A 15,160-nucleotide genomic window follows, 5' to 3' on the forward strand; every position below is an offset into this window, starting at 1 on the left:
CAGATGTCTGAATCTTCAAGCTCACATACCATACTGAAAATATGGTGCTTTATTTTAGCGTTGGTTTTATTGCTTACAGGTCTGTTTTTTACAGTCGGTGGGTTTCAACTCGCGACGCTGGGTGGATCATGGTATTTCCTGATCTCGGGTGTATTAACGCTGATCTCTGCTGTTTTTATTTTTAAGAAAAAAGCACTGGGTGTCTGGCTATTCAGTTTAGTTTTTATAGGAACGATCTTCTGGTCATTGATTGATGCCGGTTGGGAGTTCTGGCCTTTATTTTCAAGACTGATGTTTCCAGCAGGTTTATTTGCCGCGCTGATGTTTACTTTACCTGCCATCCGTCGTTATCAATTTCAACCGAGTGCTGATCTACCAGCTTATGGTTTGGGAATAGTGACGGTTATCGGCATGGTAATCGGTTTTTATCAGATGTTCCAGCCACATCCAACGTTTGCGGCCTCTGGGCAGGCCTTGCCTTTGGTTCCAGTAAAAACCGATATGAAGCAGACCAACTGGCAGCATTATGGTCAGGACGCAGGTGGAAGTCGTTTTGCTGCATTGGATCAGATCACACGGGATAATGTGCATCAATTAAAAGAGGTTTGGCGTTTCCGTACAGGTGATTTCACCACAGGTTCGGGAAATGGTGCAGAAGATCAAATGACGCCGTTACAAGTGGGCAATAAGATTTTCCTATGTACTCCGCATAATAATATTTTCGCGTTGGAAGCGGACTCTGGTAAACAACTCTGGAAAGCGGAAGTTAATTCCAAGTCGGATGCATGGGAGCGTTGTCGTGGTGTTGCTTATTTTGATTCAACGCAAGCACTGGTTCAACCGACTCTAGCGGGAGCGACACCTGTAAAAGCGGTGGCAAACAACACCTCATGTCTGCGCCGTGTTTATACCAATACACCAGATGGTCGCTTAATCGCAGTCAATGCAGATACAGGTGAACGTTGTAAAGATTTTGGTGTAGAGGGAACAGTAGACCTACTCAGAGGTCTAGGTGAGGGTACAACTGCTCCACGTTTTGAGGTGACATCTGCGCCAACCATTGCAGGAACTGTAATTGTGGTGGGTAGTCGTATCGCGGATAATTTTGCTGCCGATATGCCGGGTGGAGTGATTCGTGCATACGATGTCATTACAGGTGAATTACGTTGGGCCTTTGATCCACGTAATCCAGATCCCAACCATGTGTTAAAAGAAGGTGAAACCTATAAACGTAGTTCAGCAAACTCATGGGCAGCCATGTCTTATGATCCGCAAATGAACACAGTATTCTTGCCAATGGGTAGCTCCTCTGTTGATGTGTGGGGTGGTAATCGTCAACCATTGGACCACAAATACAACTCATCTGTTCTGGCTTTGGATGCAACCACAGGCAAGGAAAAGTGGGTCTATCAGACCGTTCATAATGACCTTTGGGATTTTGATTTGCCAATGCAACCCAGCTTGGTGGATTTCCCGATGCAAGATGGCAGTAATAAACCTGCTGTGGTGATTGGAACTAAATCAGGCCAGTTCTTTGTATTGGATCGTGTAACGGGCCAACCACTCACTAAAGTGATTGAACAGCAAGTTAAACCTGCCGATATCAAAGGTGAGCAATACAGCCCAACTCAACCACGTTCGGTGGAAATGCCACAGATTGGCAATCAGACCTTAACTGAATCGGATATGTGGGGTGCAACACCATTTGACCAGTTGATGTGCCGAATTAACTTTAAATCGATGCGTTATGAAGGTTTATTTACTGCTCCGGGGACCGATAAATCTTTAAGTTTTCCGGGTTCTTTGGGCGGCATGAACTGGGGCAGCATTGCCTTTGATCCAAGTCATCAATATATGTTCGTCAATGACATGCGTTTAGGACTGTGGATTCAATTGATTGAACAAACGCCAGAAGACTTGGCTGTTCAAGCCAATGGCGGAGAGAAAGTCAATACAGGTATGGGTGCAGTGCCGATGAAGGGTACACCCTATAAAGTCAACAAAGATCGTTTCTGGTCAAAGTTGAATATCCCATGCCAAAAACCACCGTATGGCACTATGACCGCAATTGATATGAAAACCCGTCAAATTGCATGGCAGGTTCCAATGGGAACCGTGCAAGATACGGGCCCGATGGGCATCAAAATGGGGCTTAAAGCACCGATTGGAATGCCAACCATCGGTGGACCAATGGCAACTCAAGGTGGGGTGGTATTCTTTGCTGCAACTCAGGATTATTACTTGCGTGCATTGGATTCATCCTCGGGCAAAGAGTTGTGGAAAGCGCGTTTACCTGTAGGCAGCCAAGCGACACCGATTAGCTATGTGGCTCCAAAAAATGGCAAGCAGTATGTGCTGATTACCGCGGGCGGTGCACGTCAATCGCCTGATCATGGTGATTATGTGATTGCATATAGCTTGAACTAAGTTCTTTTAAGTTTTTAAGATAAAAACGGTGACCCTTGCGGTTGCCGTTTTTTTTATTTCAATCTGAACCTTATAGCTTATTGATGATGTTTGTGGTCTAAGCACAAGAATTGGCATATTCATTGCTTAATTTATGATATCTGGTCTGACCAGTCAGACAATGCGTTAAATTGGAGCAGCGATGCAACTTGAAACATTCAATCAGCTCGATTCAGGTGAGGCCCAACGGGTCTTGCAAGGTTGTGTGCACATTCCAACTTGGATTTCTGAATTGCTACAGCAACGTCCTTACAGCTCTAAAGAACAGCTTTATCAAACTGCGCTTGCACAAGCTCAAACCTGGCAATGGCCTGAAATTTCTGCGGCCTTGGCGCAACATCCACGTATAGGCGAGAAAAAAGCGGCAGCGGTGTTGTCTGAAAAAGAACAGCAGTTTTCTCAGCAAGAACAAGGGCAGATCCAAACCGATGCCGTACTGCAACTGGCACTTTATCAGGGCAATTTAGATTATGAGCACAAATTTGGGCATATCTATCTGATTCGTGCAGCAGGTCGTTCAGGGCAACAGATACTGTCTGAGCTGCAACGCAGACTCAAAAACACAGCAGAACAAGAGCAAGCCGAAGTGAAGCAGCAATTAGGGGAAATTGCACTGCTTCGTTTAAATCAGGAGATTCAATAATGGCGGGTATCAGCACACATATTTTAAATGCATCATTGGGTCAGCCTGCGTCAAAGGTTCTGGTGAAATTACTGCAGCAAGTGGATCAAGGCTACGTGTTATTGGATCAACAACTTACCGATGCCGATGGTCGTATTAAAACATTCAACATCGATGTATTTGTGCAAAGCAATTACCAATTAATTTTTGAAGTTGCCGATTATTTTCAAGCTTTAAATACCGAAAGTTTTTATCCACGTGTGTGTATTGATTTTAAGGTCGTTGATATTCAACAGCATTATCACGTGCCGTTATTAATCAGCCCGTTTTCATATTCAACCTATCGTGGTAGCTAAACCAACTTAAGCAATGTGGACATTATGAATTTAATTTGAGGAATTAACCCATGCAGCAAGACAACCTAGACCGTGAGGTTCACGGATCAGCAGAACATCAGTATTTAGGCATGAACAAAAACCTCATTTATGGTTTGCAGCATGTCTTAACCATGTATGGCGGCATCATTGCACCACCGTTAATTATTGGTGCTGCAGCGGGCTTGCAAGCCTCTGAAATTGGATTATTGGTGGCGGCTGCATTATTCGTTGGGGGAATTGCCACCGTTTTACAAACCGTTGGTTTCAAGCATTTCGGAGCGAAATTGCCGATTGTTCAGGGTGTATCTTTTGCAGGGGTCGCCACCATTCTTGCTATTGTGACCACTGGTGGTGGTTTGGCATCGGCGTTTGGTGCTGTGATTGTGGCTTCGATCATTGGTCTATTGCTCACCCCATTTTTCGCAAAAATCATTCGTTTTTTCCCACCCGTGGTAACAGGTTGTGTGATTACCATGATCGGTATTTCGCTGACACCTGTGGCAATCCGCTGGATTATGGGCGGCAACCCAAAAGCTGAAAACTGGGGGGATCCAGCCAATGTCGGTTTGGCATTAATGACCTTAGCGATTGTGATTATTTTTAGTATGTTACGCAGTCAAATCTTGCGACGGCTTGCGATTTTGATTGCGATTGTGTTGGGAACAATACTGGCTTATTTTGCAGGATTCACTGATTTTTCTAATGTGGGTTCAGGCTCTATTTTTGCTTTGCCGAGCTTTTTCCACTTCGGTTCTCCTGTCTTTGAGTTTTCTGCCATTCTTTCCATGGTGATTGTGACATTGGTGGTGATGACGGAAACCACCGCAGATATTATTGCGATTGGTGAAATCGTAGGTAGCAAAGTCGATTCTAAACGGATTGGGGATGGTTTACGTGCAGATATGTTATCGAGTGCAATCTCACCGATCTTTGGTTCATTTATGCAAACGGCATTTGCACAGAATGTTGGACTGGTTGCGATAACTGGCATTAAGAGCCGATTCGTAGTGGCAACTGCTGGAGGAATTCTGATTGTTTTAGGTTTGCTGCCGATTGTGGGGCGTTTAGTCGCATCCATTCCGATGCCGGTATTAGGCGGAGCGGGGATTGTCCTGTTTGGAACGGTCGCTGCCAGTGGAATTCGCACTTTAGCGAAAGTGGATTATAACGAGCATAAGAACCTGATTATAGTCGCAACCTCATTGGCGATTGGCATGATTCCGATTGTAAATCATGAGTTTTATGCACAATTCCCTGTTTCTGTGCAGATGTTATTACACTCTGGGATCAGTTCGACCTGTATTACCGCAATTCTACTCAACATCATTTTCAATCATCTTCCATTCACTAAAAAATCAGTGGAAGTGGCAAGCTTGCCCTTAAATTCAGGGCATTGATCATCACGGATTCAGGCTTGAATGTTCAAACTGAATCCTGCTTTTTACCTGCACATCGTTAAAAGTCGCTTATTCAATTTTGAATAGGTCTGGGGGAGTTGTGGCTTTAAAAAGTGTAAAGCACGATTTTTAAAGTATCAGCAAGTCAGTTTTAAACGTTTTAAACCAATTTTAGATCAAATATCTAGGGGATAACTATGCAAAAAATTCACTTAACATCGGTTGCTTTCGCAGTCGCTATGGGGACAACACTACCTGCATGGGCTGCCGATACCAGCTTAAATGCTTTATTTAATCTGCAACAAGATTGTCAGCCTCAGGACAATTCAATTGAATCGATTTCCGCTGTATTTGCCTGTGGTAGCGTGCATGGTGTGGTCAAGTCTACTTATTATTCACTCAATAATGGTTATTTTGTGAATAATTTAAATCAAGATACCACGGTGATTGGCGGCTATATCAAATATGAAACAGCGCCTTTTTATGGAGTGCAGGCAGGAATTGGCTATGATATTCAACGCCGATTAGATGAAAAAAACAAAAATGATGAAGTCTCTGAATTAAAAGAAGATCGTGATGGTTTAGCAGAAGCTTATCTGACATGGAAAAATGATTTGGCTCGGGTGACCGTCGGTAATCAACGTCTCAATTTGCCGTTTATGGGGGATTATGCGGACCGCCGTGTTTTGATGTTCTTATATCAAGCTGCGGATGTACAGATCGGGAATAACAATAATTTTCTGCGCCTAACCAAAGTGAATAAATATAAAAGTTATGCGGAAGATGAGTTCACCAAAAGCTCACGTCAAAATTCAAACTTGGAAACTGATGGCGTTTGGTCGATTGGTGCTGGGAAACGCTTTGCACTAGCGGATGATAAGACCCTGAAAACACAACTGTGGTATCAGGATTATGATGATTATCTGCGTTTGATCTATACCCAAGCGGATCTGGCATTTCCAAAATTGAATTATGCTCCTGAGTTTTCACTGCAATATATGTCTGGCAAGGATCAGGGCAAGGCACTTGCAGGCGAGGTCAATAGTCAGGTTTGGGGTGTCCAAGCTGCGTTGAAAGTTTTACCCGCTGCCACTTTGAAGCTGGCCTATAACTATATTAAGCCCGATCAGAACAGCTATCTAAATGGTGCGCTGCTTATGCCTTATGCCAGTCAGACCTCGTCTGGTGAAATTTTTGCACAACCTTTTTTTACCAGTACCCAAGATTTAGGTGCGGGCAATGCCTTGATGGTGTCTTTGGAGGGCAAACTGACAGATCAAGTGATTGCAGGAGCACGTTATTCATTTATGGATTTAAAAGAGGCTGAAAATGTCGCCAGTCGAAACCAATCTGAATACATGCTGTTCGGCATTTATAACTTCACGGGTGCTTTGAAAGGTTTTAGTGTCAGTAATTTTGCAGGGATTCAGACTTCTCCGCGCTATGACAAGAATTTTTTACAAAACCGTTTTGCACTGAGCTACAAATTTTAAAGGACGAGGTAATGACAATGATGGCCAGCTTAAATAGCCGTTCAAGAATCTGGATTAAACAACCACTTGCAATTTATACCGCGAATCAACTCGATGCGAGTAATGGCTTGGTGATTGAAAATAATAAAATCATCGAGGTTTTGGCAAAGGACCAGCAGCCTAGTCTGCCATGTGATGACATATTCGATGCCAAAGACTTGGTGGTGATTCCTGGGTTGGTGAATAGCCACCATCATTTTTATCAAACCTTGACTCGGGCTTGGGCACCTGTGGTTAATCTACCTTTATTTCCATGGTTGGTTAATCTGTACCCGATATGGGCACGTCTAAATCCAGAACAGTTACATGTGGCGACTCAAGTGGCTTTGGCCGAGTTGTTGTTATCGGGCTGTACCTTTGCTGCGGATCATCATTATTTATTCCCGCAACAATTGACCGATGCGATTGATATTCAAGTTAATGCCGCGCAGCAATTGGGAATGCGGGTGATGTTAACCCGTGGTTCGATGAGTCTCGGACAAGAACAGGGTGGTTTACCGCCACAGCATACTGTGCAAAGCATGGAGGTCATTTTAAGGGACAGTGAGCGCTTGGTGCAGACATATCATCAACGGGGGGATAATGGCATGGTCAATATTGCTTTGGCTCCATGCTCCCCCTTTTCGGTCACACAGGAGATTATGCGAGAAAGTGCGCAACTTGCTCAGACACTGGATGTTCGATTGCATACACACCTTGCAGAAACCTTGGATGAGGAAAGCTTCTGTCTGGAAAAGTTTGGCATGCGTACGGTGGATTATTTAGAACACGTGGGTTGGCTGAATGAACGGACTTGGTTGGCACACGGTATTCATTTTAATGCGGATGAAATTCAGCGTTTAGGGCAGGCGGGTGTAGGGATTTGTCATTGTCCCCATTCCAATATGCGCCTCGCCTCAGGGATTTGTCCAACCCTCGATTTAATGCAGGCAGGTGCCAAGGTCGGTTTGGGGGTTGATGGTTCTGCGTCTGGAGATGCTTCAAATTTAATTCTGGAAGTTCGTCAGGCCATGTATTTACAGCGTTTAAAATACGGTGCCGAAAGGATTACCCCTGAGTTGGCCTTGCATTGGGGAACCCATGGTTCTGCGCAACTATTAGGGCGTGGACAGCATTTAGGACAATTTGCACCTGATTATCAGGCCGATTTAGCCTGTTATAAACTCGATGAATTGAAATTCTCCGGCAGTCATGATCCGATTGCAGCCTTACTTTTGTGTGGTGCAGATAAGGCAGAACATGTGATGGTTGCAGGTCAGTGGCAAGTCAAACATGGCGAGATTCAGGGGCTTGATTTAGAGGAACTGAAAACGAAGCATCGTGCCGCAGCAAAAGCCTTATTGGCGGCTTAACAAGCCGTTGTTGATTTTATATCGGTGTTCTGATGGATTGAGTGAATTGTTAGTCGCGCTCTCGCCGATAGTGGACGGCGATTGCGCCATTGCAAAGCGGTTTTGCTGACACCAACTCGAGTCGTCGCGTGCTAGGCAATCCACTTTGATAAAGGGTCGGACCGTGTCCAGCGATTCTGGGATGGATAAGAAACTTGTACTCGTCAATTAGATCCAACTGGTCTAGCTCGGTCGCAAGCTTACCACTACCTAGAAGCACACCATTCGGGATCGTATCTTTAAGTTTCTGTACACTGGTACGTAGGTCGCCAGCGATGTGGTGGCTATTGGTCCACGGGAAGTTCTTTCGCACCGATGACACCACGTACTTTGGTTTGGTCTCCAGTTTGATGGCCCACTCACGTACTGCTGAGGGTGCCTCCACGTTACCGCGAGCGACCGCTGGCCAGTAGCTCTCCATCATCTCGTAGGTAACGCGGCCCCATAACATGGCCCCGTTATCGTCCATAAGGCGGGTAAAAAAGGCGTGGGTCTCGTCGTCAGCGATCCCCTCCTGATGGTCGATGCAGCCATCCAAGGTAACGTTGATACAGAAGGTCAAAAGTCCCATTTAGTAAGTCTCCAGCTAATGCTCGAATGAATTGTTAGGTGTCACCGCTGGGCATTGGAAGGCATTCCATAATTTCAACAGAATCACCTGGAAACAATGAAAAGTGTGGATGGCTCATAAATAGTTCAGCAGCATCCATATGAGATGCCGCCTCGATGAGCACATAACCAGTAATGTGATTACTTGTATCCTCGATTCCTTTGGACGAAACGCGCTTCGTCGCGCCGATAGGAGTACCGGGGTCGACTATGGCTGTTTGGTGGTCTTGCATCCATTGGCCCCAAGCTGCCATTGCCTCTTGTTCGCGAGTTTGGCGCGTAATTGAGTCCATTGCATTCCAGTCACTCTTTTCCTTCGCGGTTGCAGTTCCAATGTAGATTGCTAAAAATCGAGCCATGGTTATCTCCTTTTCGCGGTGCAGAAGCGAGCTACAACTTCACACATTGCACTTCATAATTAAGATTAAGTACAATGGAGGTCGAGCATCCTTTACTATCTCAACTCATTAAGATGGTATGCAATTGGGCATGTAGTTTCAAGGGCCCAATTTTTTCGCGAATGAGCAGCACTGCTGCACAAGAGTTTTGGCTTTTGATGGAGTTTCATTTATTAAGTGATTGTTTTTTTTTGGAAGGGCAAAAAACCATACTTACGCAGCAGTGCTTCGCTGCCCCAGTCTCAGGAGCTTCGCTCCTTGAACCCCTTATCTAAATTGCACTTACTAGATGGATATTATTCAAAGCTTCCTTAAGCTGTTTGTAGAAATAAAAAGCCTAAAATACAAGCGTGCTTTGGAGAGAAAGCTCAATCCAGTGGATTGCCAATAATATTACTGATGATGCCTTGCATGATATGTGAACCTTGTTCCTGATACAGCGATTGATACCATTCTTCAGTCACCTGTGGATCTTTCATATGGGTGACATCGCAACGCTTACGTGCTCGAAGGACCATTTCTTTGGTACGATCATTGCGCTTATTTTGATAACGTGCCAGTGCATCCTCTAAACCAAAGGTATTGATTTGTAAGGCACGAGCGAGATAAATCGCATCTTCCATGGCTTGGCAGCCGCCTTGTCCAATATCTGGGGTGGTACTATGCGCTGCATCACCGAGCAGCACCACACATCCTTTATAAAAATCCATAAAAGGTTCAATGTCATGAATTTCGACACGATTGGTTTTTTGTTCATCTAAAGCTTCAATCAGTTTTTGTACAGGTTCACACCAGCCGCTGAAATGGGATTTCAGGTCTTGCTTATATTGTTCACGTTGATTGGCCAGCCCAGCCACTAACGGAACATCAAAGAAAAAATAAAAACGATTTTGGGCAACAGGCATCAGTGAGACACGTTTACCTTCACCGATATACGTCGTCCATTGCATGGCAGGTGCAATGGCTTCATCAATATCAACCAAACCGTTCCAATTCACATAACCTGCATAGCGACGTTCAACCTGATAACCGAGGACAAATTGTCGGGTGAGCGAATGTGTGCCATCTGCACCAATCAGTAAATCGGCTGTAATTTGTGAGCCATCCTGAAAATGAAGGGTGACATCATCTTGATGGCTTTCAATCGCCGTCATTTTCATGCCTAGTTTGATATCTTCCAGACCAAATTGCTGCATTAATAATTGTTGTAGATCTGCTCGGGCGACAGGGTAGGCACGTTGCCCGACTTCTTTATATAAAGGTGATAAGCTAAATTGGGTCATGGTTTGTTGGCTCAATCCATCCACATAAGCCAAAGATTCCATTTGTCCACCAAGCGCCTGAATTTGATCGGTTAAGCCCAAATAGTTGAGGCACTTAACCCCATTTGACCACAGTGAAATAGCGGCACCGACGGGTAATATTTCGGCAGCTTGTTCATAGATCGTGACCTGATGACCAAATTTTTTTAAAGCGATACCAGCAGTCAAACCGCCCATACCTGCACCTACAATCGCAATATTCATCGTTCAGACCCTAAATATAAATAAGTTTCTAAACAGTTCTAAGCGAGAAGTGTGCCAATTTTATCAACTGGTTTTACTGGTCATACCAGATAATTTGCTTTATTAAAAAGCAAAAATAGAAAGGTTGCATCGATGTAGTTCAAAGCTTGGGGCAAAGTGGTGCAGATTTAATTTTAATGCTTAGATTGAGCTGTTATGTCGAGAAAAGTACACACCCGCCCGTTGCGCAGCACCAATAATATGCGCCTGCATGGCTTTTTCAGCCGCCGCTGCATCCTGATTAAATAAGGCTTGTAGAATTAATTCATGTTCTTGAATGGTTTTAAATGCCAGATTAGGTTGAACAAAAGGCAGGATCTGGCTTTTTTTAATCCATTCAGTATGCATTTTAAGTGTTTGAATAATTGATTGATTATGACTAAGTTCAATAATGTGCTGATGAAAAGCGTAGTCAAATTCAGAGGCTGCTTGCCAGTTCTGTTGTTTGATGGCACTGGCAAGTGATTGGTAGTGTTGCTGGAGGGTCGATTTATCCTCTTCGGTTAAGTATTCACATGCAAGCAGGGCACAGAAACCTTCCAATACATAACGTAATTGATAGAAATCTTTAAGCGAAACACGGTGTTCGCCATCCCATTGTTCTGCGGCTTGGCTATGCTGTGAAATCACATAAACCCCTTTACCCGCCTTGATTTCCAACAATCCTAAAGCGGCAAGACGGGTTAATGCCTCACGTAAAGAAGCACGGCTGATTCCCAACTGGAGGGCAAGATCACGTTGCGAGGGTAAGGCAGAACCGACTGCATAAGTATTCTGCTGAATGCGTTGATGAATCACTTCCACCGCTTGCTCAGTCACCTGAGAGGATTTTCCATTGAGCATAGCTTGTGGACTCATCAGCAACGCACCTTAAATATAAAAATAAACAGTTTGATTCTACACAAAATTTATCTTTTTGTTGGCGCTGTTGCTTAAAAATAGCTATATTTTTAATAACAGGTCAGACCAGTTGGACTGGATTTTGCATAATAGAATAGAAATGAAACCTTCAGGAATGATCAATGACAGTGCATGTTGCTAAAACCGTAGCTTTACCGACCCATTTGCAGGCGTTCACCAATCTTGCTGATGCCAGAATTGGTGCAACTATCATAAGTTGTTCTGATGAGTTTTTTGCAGAAGCTGCAAGAATGCTGCAAAGCACACCCGCTCAATTCATTGAAGGAAAATATGATGACAATGGCAAATGGATGGATGGATGGGAAACGCGACGTAAACGTGAGTCTGGTTATGATTGGTGTATTGTTCGTTTAGGTGTGACAGGGCTTGTATCTGGATTTGATATTGATACTTCATTCTTTACAGGTAATTATCCAGCCTCTGCTTCCATTGAGGGTTGCTATGCACCAGATAATCAATTGCAAGGTATTACATGGACTGCTTTATTAGAAAATTCAGTTTTATCTCCAGACCAGCATCATTTTTTCGACTGTGCTGTTCAGAAAATTACCCATATTCGCATTAATATTTTCCCTGATGGTGGTATTGCCCGTTTAAGAGTCTATGGCCGTGTGCTACTCGAAAATGTTGATACAACTCAGCAGATGGATTTGATTGGTTTAAAAAATGGTGGGCGCATTGTAGCCTTTAGCGATGCACATTTTGGCCATCCGAATAATCTGCTCAGTCCTGATCGTGGTTTAAATATGGGCGATGGTTGGGAGACCAAACGTCGCCGTGCCCCTGGTTTTGATTGGTGCATTATTGCTTTGGGACAAACAGGGCAGATTGAAAAAATTGACGTAGATACCGCCTATTTTAAAGGGAATTTTCCTGCGTTTTGTTCGATTCAAGCTGCTTATGTTGAAGATGCAACCGATGCGCAACTTATTCCACAGAGTATGTTCTGGCCTTTTTTATTGGAACAGCAACCTTTGAGCATGGACAATATTCATGAATATGTTGCAGAAGTGCTTCAGCATCAAAAAGTGAATTATATCCGCGTCAATATGATTCCTGATGGTGGGATTAGTCGGATTCGTTTATGGGGGAAAGCGGCACTGGTTGCAAAATGATTTTTCAGGGATTTAAGGGGCGAAGCCCCTTAGCACACCCTCAAAAACCAATGGCGCAGCCATTGGTTTTTGAGCTTTTGATTTTAATTTGATTGCATAACCTGTAGTTATTTTTAAGCAGAATAAAGCAACAGCGCAAAAGTTGCCTTGCGCGACAGTGTTGCTCACGCGATGCAACTGATCTAAAGAGAATCAACCTATGCATGAAAAAAATATTGAAATTCGGCCTTTAACTCAAGACAGTTTTGCTGCTTTTGGGGATGTGATTGAAAAGAGCAACAAAGACTTTATTCCGATTAATCAGGGACTCACTGAACGCTATCACGCCTTATCTCTGGCACAGGTGTCAGGGGAGCAGGTCGCCGTAGGGATGAGTATTTTTCATAATCTGTTTGCAACTCCCATTCCATTTCAGATTGAGATGTTAGAACGACATCCGTATGGTTCACAGTCTTTTATTCCATTGCAGCAACAGAAGTTTATTGTTGTTGTGGCGTTGCCTTTTGATCAAACGCGACCTGATGAGCAACGGATTCAAGCTTTTATCAGCAATGGGCAGCAGGGAATTACCTACCATCAAGGGGTATGGCATCATCCTTTAATTACTTTGGAAGCAAATAGTGATTTTCTGGTCGTAGATCGCATTGGTGGTGGCAGTAATTGTGATGTCCATCATTTATCTCAACCGTGCTGGATCACTGAGGCTTTAGTACAGTCAGAGATCGTGAATTTGTAACCATTAAACCATGCTTTTATATTTTCTTTTAAATGGCCTATTCTGTTCAGTAATCTAGTGCATTCAGAAGCTTTTTTAGATTCTTTTCTTGATATAATTTTATTTCTTATAAGGTTTACGAAATAGAACCAGAAGATACCCTGCAAGAGAAGCCTTGTGTTCTTGATTGGAATATGAAGTAGTTTTTGAATCAAGAGTTTTGCCTGTTTTTATAAATCTTAATATTTGAAAGATATTGAATTGATGTCGAGCGATCATAATGAGTATTGATAAAAAGCAGTTCATTAAAGTTGCACAAGCACATTTAAAATCTATAGAACATCAATTAAACACAGAGTTAGCCATGTTGTCTAATCGATCATGGCATGACACAACAAAGTTCTTGCTTATAGAATACGATTCATCACAGTTTGATAGTCAGTTTTCTGTGAGCTTATGGGCGATGGATGAGTACGGTAATTCTATTAATTCTAATAAACATGACTTTCTAATTGATAATACGATTGCAATTCCTGTGGAGATATATGATTACGATAATTATGCTAATGATGAAGAATGGGATGAAGTTGATCCTTGGGCAACTGCGTCAACATTGATAGAACATTGGTTTGCGCAACAATGGAATAATCATCCATTAATAAATTTTCCCGCATATATCGGGCACCATGACAGTTACTTCAAAACTGAATTGTCGAATCTCATGCAGATAGATTGGGATGCTATTCTCAAACGTGCTCAGACCCGATAAAACTATTTTTAGAAAGGCGGACTTTTTTTTTCAAATTCGTATCGATTTGCGCTTAAGTACTCTTTTACCATGATAAAGAACAATTCAGATTTGAGCTATTACAGTTTACGATATACAAATTTATAGGGAAAAAATGCACAATTATCCGAAGATCAGAGTTCTTTCATACATTGGAGTGATGAAGCTGAATGATGTCGTAGATATAAATGCGATTGAGGCGTTGGCTAACAAATACATTGAGACACTCACGCCGTCGATAAACACTGAAGATTTGGGTGAGTGGCGACTCTTGATGTATTTGGTGTTTAACCACGGCGATGTTATTGGGCTTGGCAAGCGTTGCGTCACCTATCCGTCAGACAAAGAAAAAAGTTGGTCGATTGGCATTCCTGTTCCTGACCTGAAACAAGCCGCTTATGGTCTGGAAGAAAAACATTTCGTTCGTACTAGCGTTGATCGACGAGCCGAGTTTCATGACCCTGTTAATGCTAAATTCGCTGATTATTCCGATTTGCAGACGTGTCTAGCTACGAATGTCATTCGTGGCTTGGAGGCTGCATTTTTGCGTGGCGTGACCATTGCAGGGAAGCGCATTAAGCTTATACGGCCAGTGTAGTAGTCGCTATGGTGGTAAAAGTTAATGCTTAAGGATTAAGTTGGCAAAGGATTGATAAATATTATGTTATCTACAGTTAATATATTAGTGCAATTTGTCGAAGGTCATATGGAAACGCGCTTATTCGAAGATGCTTTATACAATGATCCTGATATTGAAAAATTATTATCTGCTGAGCTAGCTCCACAATACGCACTTGCTGCCCACACGCTTTATCATTATTTGATCACTCTAAATTATCGCAATCCGATTGATATGTTGAATGCCGAATCCGTGATTGTAAAATATTTAAAAGAACAACAAGGGATTAACATGCAAGTGTCTAGTGATAGGGCTGATATGGTTAAGCTTATTGCTGTAGTTCAACCAAAGTGGTTGGAACTTGATCCAAGTTATGTACAACAACTTATGCAAGAAGCCCCAGAAAAACTATCAAAAAATGAATTAAAAAAATGGCTACAATGCAGGATATTGGAACTCTTTCGCTATGCAAAGAAACCACCTAAATGGCTCCAAGCACCAGCTTGGCCGATGGGAGAGAAAAAACCATTAGTCTTTCTGGGGCAAATTACAATTCCAGATTATTTTCATGATGAGGCTGCTGCATACGTCTTTCACGATCCAGTAACTCAACAATGCCAAACCATAGTTCAAGTATATTAAAGAC

General features: G+C 43.0%; 15 protein-coding genes. 11 read left to right on the forward strand and 4 right to left on the reverse strand.

What is annotated here, in order from left to right; genetic code table 11:
• Positions 1 to 3: 3 nt before the first annotated feature.
• The 6 genes from A7P54_RS03640 to A7P54_RS03665 all read left to right on the forward strand — a co-directional run bounded on the left by A7P54_RS03640 (position 4) and on the right by A7P54_RS03665 (position 7,746).
• Positions 4 to 2,427: a glucose/quinate/shikimate family membrane-bound PQQ-dependent dehydrogenase gene (locus A7P54_RS03640; protein WP_171548687.1), complete on the forward strand. Its 2,424-nt coding sequence runs from the start codon at positions 4 to 6 to the stop codon at positions 2,425 to 2,427.
• A gap of 181 nt (positions 2,428 to 2,608) precedes the next feature.
• The gene (gene uraD / locus A7P54_RS03645) at positions 2,609 to 3,109 is read left to right on the forward strand and encodes a 2-oxo-4-hydroxy-4-carboxy-5-ureidoimidazoline decarboxylase (RefSeq protein WP_005204591.1); all 501 of its coding nucleotides are present in this window, start codon (positions 2,609 to 2,611) and stop codon (positions 3,107 to 3,109) included.
• A complete protein-coding gene (uraH, locus tag A7P54_RS03650) occupies positions 3,109 to 3,444 on the forward strand; it encodes a hydroxyisourate hydrolase (protein WP_171548688.1) in 336 nt (111 codons plus the stop codon). The genes uraD and uraH overlap by 1 nt, the downstream gene beginning before the upstream one ends.
• Before the next feature lie 50 nt (positions 3,445 to 3,494).
• Positions 3,495 to 4,862, forward strand: a complete 1,368-nt coding sequence (locus A7P54_RS03655; protein WP_171548689.1) for a nucleobase:cation symporter-2 family protein — start codon at positions 3,495 to 3,497, stop codon at positions 4,860 to 4,862.
• Positions 4,863 to 5,059: 197 nt separating this feature from the next.
• Positions 5,060 to 6,355: an OprD family outer membrane porin gene (locus A7P54_RS03660; protein ID WP_171548690.1), complete on the forward strand. Its 1,296-nt coding sequence runs from the start codon at positions 5,060 to 5,062 to the stop codon at positions 6,353 to 6,355.
• A 17-nt stretch (positions 6,356 to 6,372) separates the two neighbouring features.
• On the forward strand, positions 6,373 to 7,746 hold the full coding sequence (locus A7P54_RS03665; protein WP_171549190.1) for an 8-oxoguanine deaminase: 1,374 nt from the start codon (positions 6,373 to 6,375) through the stop codon (positions 7,744 to 7,746).
• Between the two features lie 49 nt (positions 7,747 to 7,795).
• Here the strand turns inward: A7P54_RS03665 and A7P54_RS03670 are convergent, their stop codons facing one another.
• The 4 genes from A7P54_RS03670 to A7P54_RS03685 form a co-directional block, all read right to left on the reverse strand.
• Entirely contained in the window at positions 7,796 to 8,356 is a 561-nt protein-coding gene (locus tag A7P54_RS03670) for a dihydrofolate reductase family protein (protein WP_171548691.1), read from the reverse strand.
• 34 nt (positions 8,357 to 8,390) lie between these two features.
• A complete protein-coding gene (locus A7P54_RS03675) occupies positions 8,391 to 8,753 on the reverse strand; it encodes a hypothetical protein (protein ID WP_216077028.1) in 363 nt (120 codons plus the stop codon).
• Positions 8,754 to 9,160: 407 nt separating this feature from the next.
• A complete protein-coding gene (gene hpxO, locus A7P54_RS03680) occupies positions 9,161 to 10,318 on the reverse strand; it encodes an FAD-dependent urate hydroxylase HpxO (RefSeq protein ID WP_171548692.1) in 1,158 nt (385 codons plus the stop codon).
• 180 nt (positions 10,319 to 10,498) lie between these two features.
• The gene (locus A7P54_RS03685; RefSeq protein WP_005204580.1) at positions 10,499 to 11,215 is read right to left on the reverse strand and encodes an FCD domain-containing protein; all 717 of its coding nucleotides are present in this window, start codon (positions 11,213 to 11,215) and stop codon (positions 10,499 to 10,501) included.
• Positions 11,216 to 11,379: 164 nt separating this feature from the next.
• Between A7P54_RS03685 and alc the strand changes: the two genes are divergently transcribed.
• The 5 genes from alc to A7P54_RS03710 all read left to right on the forward strand — a co-directional run bounded on the left by alc (position 11,380) and on the right by A7P54_RS03710 (position 15,156).
• Positions 11,380 to 12,393, forward strand: coding sequence for an allantoicase (alc, locus tag A7P54_RS03690; RefSeq protein ID WP_171548693.1), 1,014 nt, complete (start codon positions 11,380 to 11,382; stop codon positions 12,391 to 12,393).
• A 199-nt stretch (positions 12,394 to 12,592) separates the two neighbouring features.
• Complete coding sequence (locus A7P54_RS03695; RefSeq protein ID WP_171548694.1) at positions 12,593 to 13,129, forward strand: ureidoglycolate lyase; 537 nt, start codon at positions 12,593 to 12,595, stop codon at positions 13,127 to 13,129.
• Between the two features lie 259 nt (positions 13,130 to 13,388).
• Positions 13,389 to 13,877, forward strand: coding sequence for a hypothetical protein (locus tag A7P54_RS03700; RefSeq protein WP_005204574.1), 489 nt, complete (start codon positions 13,389 to 13,391; stop codon positions 13,875 to 13,877).
• A gap of 133 nt (positions 13,878 to 14,010) precedes the next feature.
• Complete coding sequence (gene imm9 / locus A7P54_RS03705) at positions 14,011 to 14,493, forward strand: Imm9 family immunity protein (protein ID WP_004806186.1); 483 nt, start codon at positions 14,011 to 14,013, stop codon at positions 14,491 to 14,493.
• A gap of 63 nt (positions 14,494 to 14,556) precedes the next feature.
• Positions 14,557 to 15,156: a hypothetical protein gene (locus A7P54_RS03710; protein ID WP_171548695.1), complete on the forward strand. Its 600-nt coding sequence runs from the start codon at positions 14,557 to 14,559 to the stop codon at positions 15,154 to 15,156.
• Positions 15,157 to 15,160: the final 4 nt, after the last annotated feature.

It is taken from the genome of Acinetobacter sp. Ac_3412 (assembly GCF_013072675.1).
GTDB classification, from domain to species: Bacteria; Pseudomonadota; Gammaproteobacteria; order Pseudomonadales; family Moraxellaceae; genus Acinetobacter; species Acinetobacter higginsii.

What these genes read in the sequence shown, in the direction of transcription:
- A7P54_RS03670 (WP_171548691.1), bottom strand. Translation starts at nt 8,356, where the DNA reads ATGGGACTTTTGACCTTCTGTATCAACGTTACCTTGGATGGCTGCATC.
- A7P54_RS03665 (WP_171549190.1), top strand. Translation starts at nt 6,373, where the DNA reads ATGATGGCCAGCTTAAATAGCCGTTCAAGAATCTGGATTAAACAACCA.
- A7P54_RS03710 (WP_171548695.1), top strand. Translation starts at nt 14,557, where the DNA reads ATGTTATCTACAGTTAATATATTAGTGCAATTTGTCGAAGGTCATATG.
- hpxO (WP_171548692.1), bottom strand. Translation starts at nt 10,318, where the DNA reads ATGAATATTGCGATTGTAGGTGCAGGTATGGGCGGTTTGACTGCTGGT.
- A7P54_RS03685 (WP_005204580.1), bottom strand. Translation starts at nt 11,215, where the DNA reads ATGAGTCCACAAGCTATGCTCAATGGAAAATCCTCTCAGGTGACTGAG.
- A7P54_RS03640 (WP_171548687.1), top strand. Translation starts at nt 4, where the DNA reads ATGTCTGAATCTTCAAGCTCACATACCATACTGAAAATATGGTGCTTT.
- uraH (WP_171548688.1), top strand. Translation starts at nt 3,109, where the DNA reads ATGGCGGGTATCAGCACACATATTTTAAATGCATCATTGGGTCAGCCT.
- A7P54_RS03660 (WP_171548690.1), top strand. Translation starts at nt 5,060, where the DNA reads ATGCAAAAAATTCACTTAACATCGGTTGCTTTCGCAGTCGCTATGGGG.
- A7P54_RS03700 (WP_005204574.1), top strand. Translation starts at nt 13,389, where the DNA reads ATGAGTATTGATAAAAAGCAGTTCATTAAAGTTGCACAAGCACATTTA.
- A7P54_RS03695 (WP_171548694.1), top strand. Translation starts at nt 12,593, where the DNA reads ATGCATGAAAAAAATATTGAAATTCGGCCTTTAACTCAAGACAGTTTT.
- A7P54_RS03655 (WP_171548689.1), top strand. Translation starts at nt 3,495, where the DNA reads ATGCAGCAAGACAACCTAGACCGTGAGGTTCACGGATCAGCAGAACAT.
- uraD (WP_005204591.1), top strand. Translation starts at nt 2,609, where the DNA reads ATGCAACTTGAAACATTCAATCAGCTCGATTCAGGTGAGGCCCAACGG.
- imm9 (WP_004806186.1), top strand. Translation starts at nt 14,011, where the DNA reads ATGCACAATTATCCGAAGATCAGAGTTCTTTCATACATTGGAGTGATG.
- alc (WP_171548693.1), top strand. Translation starts at nt 11,380, where the DNA reads ATGACAGTGCATGTTGCTAAAACCGTAGCTTTACCGACCCATTTGCAG.
- A7P54_RS03675 (WP_216077028.1), bottom strand. Translation starts at nt 8,753, where the DNA reads ATGGCTCGATTTTTAGCAATCTACATTGGAACTGCAACCGCGAAGGAA.